This window comes from Paeniglutamicibacter sp. ZC-3, assembly GCF_025847175.2.
In the GTDB taxonomy this organism is placed as follows: domain Bacteria; phylum Actinomycetota; class Actinomycetes; order Actinomycetales; family Micrococcaceae; genus Paeniglutamicibacter; species Paeniglutamicibacter sulfureus.
On the sequence record NZ_JAOYTG010000026.1, the window covers coordinates 52032 to 61002 of the forward strand.

Annotated in this window: 8 protein-coding genes; 2 read left to right on the top strand and 6 right to left on the bottom strand. The window is 65.7% G+C overall.

The window, feature by feature from the left end; translation table 11 throughout:
- Positions 1 to 82 precede the first annotated feature (82 nt).
- Positions 83 to 1009, top strand: a complete 927-nt coding sequence (locus OIU93_RS18920) for a DMT family transporter (protein ID WP_264271608.1) — start codon at positions 83 to 85, stop codon at positions 1007 to 1009.
- Positions 1010 to 1117: 108 nt separating this feature from the next.
- On the opposite strand, the gene OIU93_RS18925 is transcribed toward OIU93_RS18920, so the two are convergent.
- The 4 genes from OIU93_RS18925 to OIU93_RS18940 form a co-directional block, all read right to left on the bottom strand.
- On the bottom strand, positions 1118 to 2095 hold the full coding sequence (locus OIU93_RS18925; RefSeq protein WP_264271609.1) for an aldo/keto reductase: 978 nt from the start codon (positions 2093 to 2095) through the stop codon (positions 1118 to 1120).
- Between the two features lie 181 nt (positions 2096 to 2276).
- The gene (locus OIU93_RS18930; protein WP_264271610.1) at positions 2277 to 3341 is read right to left on the bottom strand and encodes a maleylacetate reductase; all 1065 of its coding nucleotides are present in this window, start codon (positions 3339 to 3341) and stop codon (positions 2277 to 2279) included.
- A gap of 135 nt (positions 3342 to 3476) precedes the next feature.
- Positions 3477 to 3965, bottom strand: coding sequence for a MarR family winged helix-turn-helix transcriptional regulator (locus OIU93_RS18935; protein ID WP_264271611.1), 489 nt, complete (start codon positions 3963 to 3965; stop codon positions 3477 to 3479).
- Position 3966: 1 nt separating this feature from the next.
- Positions 3967 to 5595: an MDR family MFS transporter gene (locus OIU93_RS18940; protein ID WP_264271620.1), complete on the bottom strand. Its 1629-nt coding sequence runs from the start codon at positions 5593 to 5595 to the stop codon at positions 3967 to 3969.
- A 356-nt stretch (positions 5596 to 5951) separates the two neighbouring features.
- Between OIU93_RS18940 and OIU93_RS18945 the strand changes: the two genes are divergently transcribed.
- Positions 5952 to 6236: a hypothetical protein gene (locus OIU93_RS18945; protein ID WP_264271612.1), complete on the top strand. Its 285-nt coding sequence runs from the start codon at positions 5952 to 5954 to the stop codon at positions 6234 to 6236.
- A 457-nt stretch (positions 6237 to 6693) separates the two neighbouring features.
- Here the strand turns inward: OIU93_RS18945 and OIU93_RS18950 are convergent, their stop codons facing one another.
- On the bottom strand, positions 6694 to 8145 hold the full coding sequence (locus OIU93_RS18950) for an MFS transporter (RefSeq protein WP_264271613.1): 1452 nt from the start codon (positions 8143 to 8145) through the stop codon (positions 6694 to 6696).
- A gap of 305 nt (positions 8146 to 8450) precedes the next feature.
- The coding region (locus OIU93_RS18955; protein ID WP_264271614.1) for a transposase at positions 8451 to 8971 on the bottom strand (521 nt) is incomplete at its 5' end.

Here is an 8971-nt window from a genome sequence, read left to right on the forward strand (position 1 = left end):
AACCATTGTGCAGTAATAACGAACGATATGTTGATGATTCTCGCGTGGACATGGACAACCCGTCTCGGATCTACTTGAATCCATGAGTTCCACACCCGCACCCGCCGCCACGTCCGCCTCCGTCGGTTCCCTGATGGCGTTTGCCGCGATGGGCTGTGTCCAGCTGGGCCTTGCCGCGTCGATCGGGCTCGCCGGATCCCTGGGGTCCGAGGGCGTTGCCTGGTTGCGCCTGGCCTGGGCCGCCGTCATCCTGGTGGCCATTGCCCGCCCGTGGCGCATGCGGTTCACCCGGGCCACGCTGGGGGTCTGCGCCCTGTTGGGCCTGGCCACCGCGGGCATGACGCTGGCGTTCATGAAGGCGGTGGAAACCATTCCGCTGGGTACCGCGAGCGCCCTGGAATTCATGGGCCCGCTGGCCGTGGCCATCGTCCAGGGTCGGGGTGCCGGGCGCTGGTGGGCGCTGGTCGCGGCGGCCGGCGTGCTCGGGCTGACCGAACCGTGGCACGGTGCGGCAGATCTGGCCGGGGTGCTTTTCGCCCTGGCCGGCGCCGGCTGCTGGGCCCTCTACGTCCTGCTTACCCAGCGTGCGGGGGACGCCGTCGACGGGATCGGTGCCCTGGCCATTTCGATGCCCGTCGCGGCGCTGGCCGCCACGTTGGTGGTGGGGCCGGAGGTGATCGGGCGGATGGACGTGCAGGTGCTGGCCATCGGGCTGGCCCTTGCGCTGCTGCTGCCGGTCATCCCGTTCAGCCTCGAGCTGTTGGCCCTGCGCCGCCTGACCACCGCGGCATTCGGCACGCTGATGTGCCTGGAGCCGGCCATCGCCATGGTCGTCGGGTTTATCTTCCTGCAGCAGGTCCCGCGCCCGGCCGCGATCGCGGGCATCGTGCTGGTGATTGTTGCCGGGATCGGTGCCACGCGCACCGGGCGCCGCGACCCCGCGAAGCTCTCCCCGACCGCGCAGGATCCGGCCGCTACCGCGGCCGCCGCTGCGCAATCCATCCGGTAGCCGGCGGCCGGCCGGCAAAAGACCGCAATAGCGCAGCGCGGCATCCGGAAAGCGCAACGACGATCGCGCCGAGGCTCCGGCGGGACCCCAAGCGGCCCCGCCGGGCATTCACCAGCGGGGGTGGACCGCCTCGCGGAAGTAGCGGTCATAGATGGAGCGGACGCTTTCGTCGAACTCCGGGGTGATTGCGGCCCCGACGGCGGCATTGGCCCGGGCCTGCTCCACGGTGCGGGCACCGGGAATGACCGCGGTGACGCCGTCCTGGGCACTCACCCACGCGATGGCCGCCTGTGCTGTGCCTACGCCCTGCGGCACCAGCTGCTGGAACTCGGCCACGGCCTGGAGACCCAGCTCGAAATCCACGCCGGAGAAGGTTTCCCCGACGTCGAAGGCGGCGCCGGTGCGGTTGTAGTTGCGGTGGTCGTCTTCGGCGAACCTGGTTTCGCTGGTGTACTTCCCCGAGAGCAGGCCGGAAGCGAGGGGAACCCGGGCGATGATGCCCACTCCCGCGGCCTTCGCGGCGGGGAGCACCTCGTCCAGCGGCTTGAGCCGGAAGGCGTTCAGGATGATCTGGACGGATGCGGTGCCGTCGTGGCGCAGGGCCTCGAGGGCTTCATCGGTCCGTTCGACGCTGACGCCGTAGTTCTTGATGGCGCCCTCGGAGACGAGGGTGTCCAACGCGTCATACACCTCTGCGCGGCTGTAGACGGCGGTGGGCGGGCAATGCAGTTGGACCAGGTCCAGGGCTTCGGTCCGCAGGTTGCGGCGGGATCGGTCCACCCATTGGCGGAAGTTGGCCAGGTTGTAGTTCTCCGGCCGTTGTTCCAGCCGGCGGCCCATTTTCGTGGCCACCGTGATGCCGGTGCCGGGGTTCTCCGCGAGGAACGCCCCGATGGCCTGCTCGCTGCGGCCGTCCCCGTAGACGTCGGCCGTGTCGAAGAAGGTGACGCCGGCCTCGGCGGAAGCCGCGAGGATGGTCCGCGCCTGCCCCGGGTCGACGTTGCCCCAGTCGGCCCCGAGCTGCCAGGTGCCCAGTCCGATGACTGAAACGTTCCGTCCGGTCTTGCCCAATACGCGCTGTTCCATACCCCGACTATAAATTGCGAGGCCGACGCGGGGTCAATTCCGGTTCATGCGAGGTAAGGAAGTAAGGGGAACGCCATGCCGCCCGGCAACCTGCCCGACGGCCAGCCGGATGCCGGTGGCGTGCCGACAGGCCGCAACATCGCCGCGGCCAAGGTTCGAGCCGCCGGTGGCTTGGCTGCGTTCAGGCTTTGACCGGTGAGAGGCCGGCCGCGTCGGTGCCGTGGAGCGCAGCGGTGAGCAGCTCCGTCAGGTTTTCCCCGGTGACGGTCCTCGGGTTGATGGCAGGAACCTGCGGCAGGATGAGTGACACCGCCTCCGGGATGTCCGCCGCGTCGAATCCGTAGTTCTTCAGCGCCCGCGGTGCGTCCAGCCGCTTCCGCAGCGCGTTGAGCCCCTCAAGTGCCGTGGGGCTGCCAAAGGCCGCGGCAATGCGGGACTCGGCTTCGGGCGCGTGCGGCGCATTGAACGCCAACACGTAGGGCAGCACCGTGGCGTGGGTCTGGGCATGTGGCATGTTCCAGGTGCCTCCCAGCACGTGGCAGATCTTGTGGTGCAGGCCCGAACCCGCCGAGGCGAAGGCCACCGCCGACAGGTAAGCGCCATAGAGTGCCTGCTCGCGGCCGTCGATCCCCGACGGATCCGCGGCGATGGCCGGCAGGCCGGTGGCCAGGGCACGGATTCCCTCGGCGGCGAGTGCCGCATTGATCGGGTCGGCGCGCGGCCCCCACAGCGAATCGATGCAGTGTGCCATGGCGTTCAGCCCCGAGGGCAGCGAGAGACTGAGCTGCGCATCGTAGATGACGGTGGCAGGGAGCACCCGCGCGTCGACACCGGTCTTTTTGCGGCCGTCCTCGGTCAGGCCCCAGACGTTGGTTGCCTCGGAGCCCGCATAGGTGGTGGGGATGGCGATGACGGGCAATCCGGTGTCCAGGGCGACGGCCTTGGCCAGTCCCACGGCCGACCCGCCGCCGAGGCACACGAGCAGGTCGACGCGGTGCTCCCGGGCGGCGGCGCGGGCACGTGCCGCGCTTTCGATGGGCACGTGCTGCACGATGTCGGAATAGTGCAGGACAACCGGGAGCCGGGCGGAAAGGCCGGCGGCCGTGTTGGCGTCGCGCCGCCCGGCAATCATCATGACCCGCGTGGCCCCAAATGCAGCCACCTCCGCGGCGAGGTGTTCGGCGGCCTTGCCGGTGCCGAAGAGCACGCGTTGGGGCAGGGTGTCGTGGCTGAAGAGCAATCCCATGGGGGTATTCCTTGGTTTGGGATCCCGTAAGGGGGACCGGTGGCGCTGACTGAAACGCTACCCGATACGCATGTGGTCCCTGGCCCCGGAAGATCTTCATTCCGGGACCAAGGACCACATGGATGGGGGATGGGGCTAAATGCCCGAGTCGTTCAGCTTGGCCAGCAGGTCGGTGAAGCGGCGGACCTCGCCGGGCTCCCATTCGGCGAGCCGGTCGTGGAGCACGCGGCGGGCATTGGCCAGCGTCGCGTCGAAGCGCGCCCGGGCCAGATCCGTCATGGCGACCAGCAGGGCGCGGCCGTCGTTCGGGTCGATGCTCCGCTCCACCAGGCCCAGGGCCTCGAGCTGCTTGATGGTCCGGCTCATCATCGCCTTGTCCACCTCCGTCTCCTCGGCCAAGGCCCCCTGCTGACGGGCTCCCGAGCGGGAGAGGATCGTGAGCACCCTGAACCCCAGCGGGTGCAGTTCGGGATGGATCGCCGCGGCCCGGGCACGGATGTTGTTACGGGCATTGACGAACATCGTCGCGAATTGGTGCTCGACCTCGTCGATCAGGGACGACATCACGGCGTCATCTGTGCCCGCGCGTTCCGTGACGGCGAGGGGATCGGCCAGAGCGTCCATGTCAGTGGCGGGCCGAGGTGTCTTCGTCCGCGAGTCGCGGGGTCGCCGCGATGGCGGCCTCGCTGACCTCGGCCAGGTTCCGCTCCGCGGCCTCGGCTTCCTCGCGCTGGTGCCGGGTCTGGCTGCCCAGCTCCAGGTTGGGCATGAAGGCCACCGCGAGGATGGTCAGGATGCTCAACGGGGCCGCCACCATGAAGACGTGGGCCACGGCGTCGCCGTAGGAGGACTCGATGATGGTGCGGACCGATTCGGGCAGGGAGTGGACGGCGGGGATGTTCCCGGAGGCCAGCGATTCTGCCAGGTCCTTGCCCTTCTCACCCAGGGCAGCGATCGCGGCGCCCAGTTCGGCGCTTTTGGAACCCATCAGGTCCGCGACCTTGGTGGCCATCAGGGCCCCGAGGACCGAGACGCCGATGGTGCCGCCCAGAGAGCGGAAGAAGGCGATGCCGGAGGACGCCACGCCGATCTCGGCCGGGGTGACGGCGTTCTGCACGATCAGCACCAGGTTCTGCATGACCATGCCCAGGCCCGCGCCGAGGAGGAACATGTAGGCGGAAACCAGCACGAAGTTGGTGTCGTAGTGGATGGTGCCCAGCAGGTAGAGGCCCGCCAGCTGCAGCACCGAGCCGACGACCATGATGGCCTTCCACTTGCCGTGCTTGGAGATCATCGCGCCGGCGATCGTGGAGATGATGAGCAACCCGGCCATCATCGGGATGGTCATCAGCCCGGACTGGGTGGCGTTGGCGCCGCGGGCCAGCTGCATGTACTGGGCCAGGAACACCGAGGTGCCGAACATCGACACGCCCACGGAAATTGAGGCGATGACCGAAAGGGTGAAGGTGCGGTTCTTGAACATCGTCAACGGGATGATCGGCTCGGAGGCCTTGAACTCGACGATCACGAAGGCGGCCAGGGAGGCAACGGCGCCGCCGACCATCCATGCGGTGGTCGCCGAGGCCCACTCGAAGTCCTTGCCGGCCAGGGAAACCCAGATCAGCAGCGACGAGACGCCGGCCGAAAGCAGGACGATGCCCGCGTAGTCGATGGAGACCTTGCGCTTGGCCTGGGCCGGAAGGTGAAGCGTCTTCTGGATCAAGATGATCGCGACTGCAGCGAAGGGCAGGGCGATGAAGAAGTTCCAGCGCCAGTTGATGGCGTCGGTGATGAAGCCGCCGATCAGCGGGCCGCCCACGGTGCCCAGCGCCATGACGGCGCCGAAGAGCCCCATGTACTTGCCGCGTTCGCGCGGGGAGATGATGTCGGCCATGACGATCTGGGTCAGCGCGGTCAGCCCGCCGGCGCCCAGGCCCTGGAACACGCGCATGGTGATGAGCATGTTGGTGTCCTGCGAGAACCCGGCGATGGCCGAGGCGATTACGAAGAGGAGCAGGGTAAGCTGCAGCAGCAGCTTGCGGTTGGCCAGGTCGGCCAGCTTGCCCCAGATCGGGGTCGAGATCGTGGTGGCCAGCAGAGTCGCGGTGACGACCCAGGTGTAGGAGGTCTGGTCGCCGGCCAAGTCCGAAACGATGACAGGAAGGGACGTTGAGACCACGGTTCCGGCGAGGATCGAGACGAACATGCCCATGAGCAGTCCGGTCAGTGATTGCATGACCTGGCGGTGAGTCATGCCCGATTCGGACTTCTCCGGTTCCGCCTTCGTGGGGGTGGGTGTCTGGGACAAAAGGGGCTCCAAAAACAGCAGGAATATGGTTGATTGATATCAACTATATGGAATTGGTTGCCAAAGTGCAACCAATTTGGCTGTGATGTGAAGCTCGGCCCGCGGGTCGATGGGACGGTTCAGGTCCACTCGTCAATGGGTGGCATCGAGACCGGACCCGACATGGCACTGCATAGAGGTCGCCACTCACGTAGGGGTCTGAATGATATTGACGGCCGTGTCGTCCGGCCTTGGCTTGAGGTAAAGGTAACCCCCATGTCACGGTTGCCTTTCAGCCAGTAGCATGCTGGAAAAGCGATCACATGGAGGTCCAATTGCCATACCCCAAGAACCACCACAAGATGTTCCTGACGTGTTACACAGACACCTTTAACTATGGGTGGCACCACGTAGACCTGTTTGTTCACGATGAAAACGATCTTGAAGTGAACTGGGTTCACTGGGGCGTGAGTGCGGATGGCCCCGACGCAGCGGACAAGTCGCTGGTGACGGTTGAGCCAAAGCTGGAACGGACGGGCGAATGGAAACACGGCGTGAGCGAGGCCGGCCTGGAGTACTGGACCGCCGACGCCGCCTGGGTCGACTAGGATCCGCCCGGAAAGCGCCACCAGCTCAACGGTGCCGTCACCGTCCTCGAGCCCCGAGCAACTACCGAAGGAAAGCGACAAGTTCGCTGGCCTTCGGTTGCGCCGGGGCTCGAGTGCGTTTCGCAACGACTAACTCCGATGCATGTTTGGGGCCCTAGAACTTCGGGCGAGGGCTCGACCATTCAGCCAGTTCCGTTTCCGACGTGAATTCTCCCGCGGGAAGTTGGATTGGGTGCGGGATCGGCAGCGCCATGACGCCGTCGACTTCCCGTGTCTCATGCTTCAGGTTCCCAGCGCAAGGAGGCGGTTGCCGCCGTCACCGAATAGAACCGGAAACAGCCGCAACCGCCTACGCCAGTCCTCAAGGGACTGTATTTTATTTGTGGTGCCGGTCGGGATCCCAGTCAGCAGGAATCTATCCCACCGCTGTCATGCCCCGAACTGCGGCGGACGTTTCTTAGCTGTTGCTCTTCTGGGCGAGGCGTCGCTGCAGGCGCTGGCCGGTCTTGTCCGGGTTGAAGAAGATGACAGAAAGGATGCCTGCCGCCAACAGCAGCCCACCGGCGATGGTAAGCGACTGGTTTACGCCGGAGATCATGTTGCCGATCATTTCGGCCGTCTCCGGGGTGCCCTTGGCGGCGGTCCGGTAGCCGGCCTGCTGCATGAACATGCCGACGGCTGTCGGTGAAATGATGGCACCAATCGAAGCGACTCCACCGAGGGTTGCCATGATCACCGGTCGCTGTCCGGCACCGACGGCGAAAGCCATGGCCGAGGGAGCCATCGGATAGATGACACTGAAACCGGCACCGAGTGTCAGCAGCACGACGACCATCGGTCCAGAGACGAAGGGCAGGGCCAGGAAGCAGGCCCCGGCCAGGACGAGGCAGATGCCGAACGGTGCGGCGAGTGCAACGCGTACCGACTTGCCACGGCGCATTTGGTTTCGGCCCATAAAACCGAGGGCCAGCAGGACAACCGCGCCGAAAATCCACGGGAAGGTGGTGATCAGTGCAACCATTTCCGGGGACATATTGACGACGCCGGCCAGGTACTTCGGCGACCAAGTGGTGAGGAAGCCTTGCGTCCAGAAGTTGGTGAAACCGCCGAAAGCGGCAACGAGGAACGATGCGCTGAGCAGGATCCAGGTGACCTTGACCGGCTTTTGGTCTTCATACTGCTTGGTCCGCTGGTCCGAGGCTATTTCGGCGGCGGTCTTCTCGCGGACCGGGGCATTGGCAACCGCTTCGGCTTCTGGTTCGGCCGTTTCCTTGTTCTTTGAGCTGCCGAATGGTCCGTCGGCACCCAGGATGAACCAGGCGATGACCCACGCCAGGCCTACCAGGCCGAGGGCGCCGAAGGCCCATCGCCAGCCGAAGTTGCTGATGATAAAGGCGAGGAACGGGGCTGCCAGAACCGGTCCCAGCGTGGAACCGATGGCAATGAGGTTGCTGGGCAGCGCCCGGTCGGCCGGTTTGAACCATGAGTGGGCCGAAGAGAGTGACATGGCAGTGGCTGGGCCTTCGGCGCCGCCTAGCAGGATGCGGGTGACCAGAAGGATAGCTGCACCGCCGCCGAAGAGCATCGGGAACTGGAGCACGGCCCAGGCAAGACCCATGGCGAAGATGACCCACTTGACAGAGGTGCGGCCCGCGATCAGGCCGAGGAGCACGGAGCCGATGGCATAGAGGAAGAAAAACGCACTGCCTATCATGCCGAACTGAACGGTGCTGATGCCTAGTTCAGGGATCGCCTTGTAGGCAACGAGACCGAGTACTGCTTTGTCGGCGAAGGCAACGATCTGGAAGAGGACCAGCATGATCGTGATGATCCATGCGCGGCGGTTCATTCGCCCGTTGCGGATTGCACCGCCCAGGGTTCGGTCGCTCTGGAGCTGTGTTGAAGACATTGGCACCTCAAGGTGTGTGTGGGAGTAGGGTGGCCGGAAATCCGGCAGATTTCGAGTGACCATTGAAGACTATGTGGTGTGCAGCACAGCCGATAATTGCTGATTCCCGCCCCTGAATACGGGTAATCCTCGCCCGAGTAGGGGAAAGCCTTAGCCTTGATCCACCGATCCGCCCCCGGTCGTCGTCTGCTGGCGACGGACGGGGGCGGTTTCGTTTTTGGGCACGGGAAGGGTGCCGGCCTCGCTGTCGGCGGGTGTTCCACGATGGTTTCCTGGTTGCGCCGCAGAGGGCTCGGTGAACGGTTCTAGGCGATTTGGGGTGGGGCGTGCGCGGAAGTGAAGAGCCGTTCCCACTCGGTTTCCCAGGGCCAATCCAGCGGAAGCCGGAGCCTGGTTTTCCTGGCACTGCGCGCGATGCGCGCCGGAACCTGGATGAGCTTGCGCCGGACCGTTGCGCTCCTGGCCTTGGCGAAGGTGCCGCCGGCCAGGATCCCGGCGGCGCGGGTGAGGTTGTAGGCGATGGCCGCGGCCACCAGCCATGCACTATTGGCTCCGAAGTGCCCGGAGGGCATATGGGCCAGTGCGCTGTCCTTTAAATCCGCGTTGACCTGCTCGATGACCGCGTGTTGGCGGTGGGTCTTGTCCGCAGCGACAGTGTCCAGGACGCCGGAATCCACGGTGGTGAAGAACGCGTGGAAACGGTGGGTGTCAAAGAGGGTGCCTTGCCCGGCGGCCCTCTTCGGGTTCAGTTCCGGGATCCGGCGCACCACCAGGCGCCCGGGAACCCGTTCGGCTTTCTTGCGGGAGGTGAACGCGGTGAAGCCGG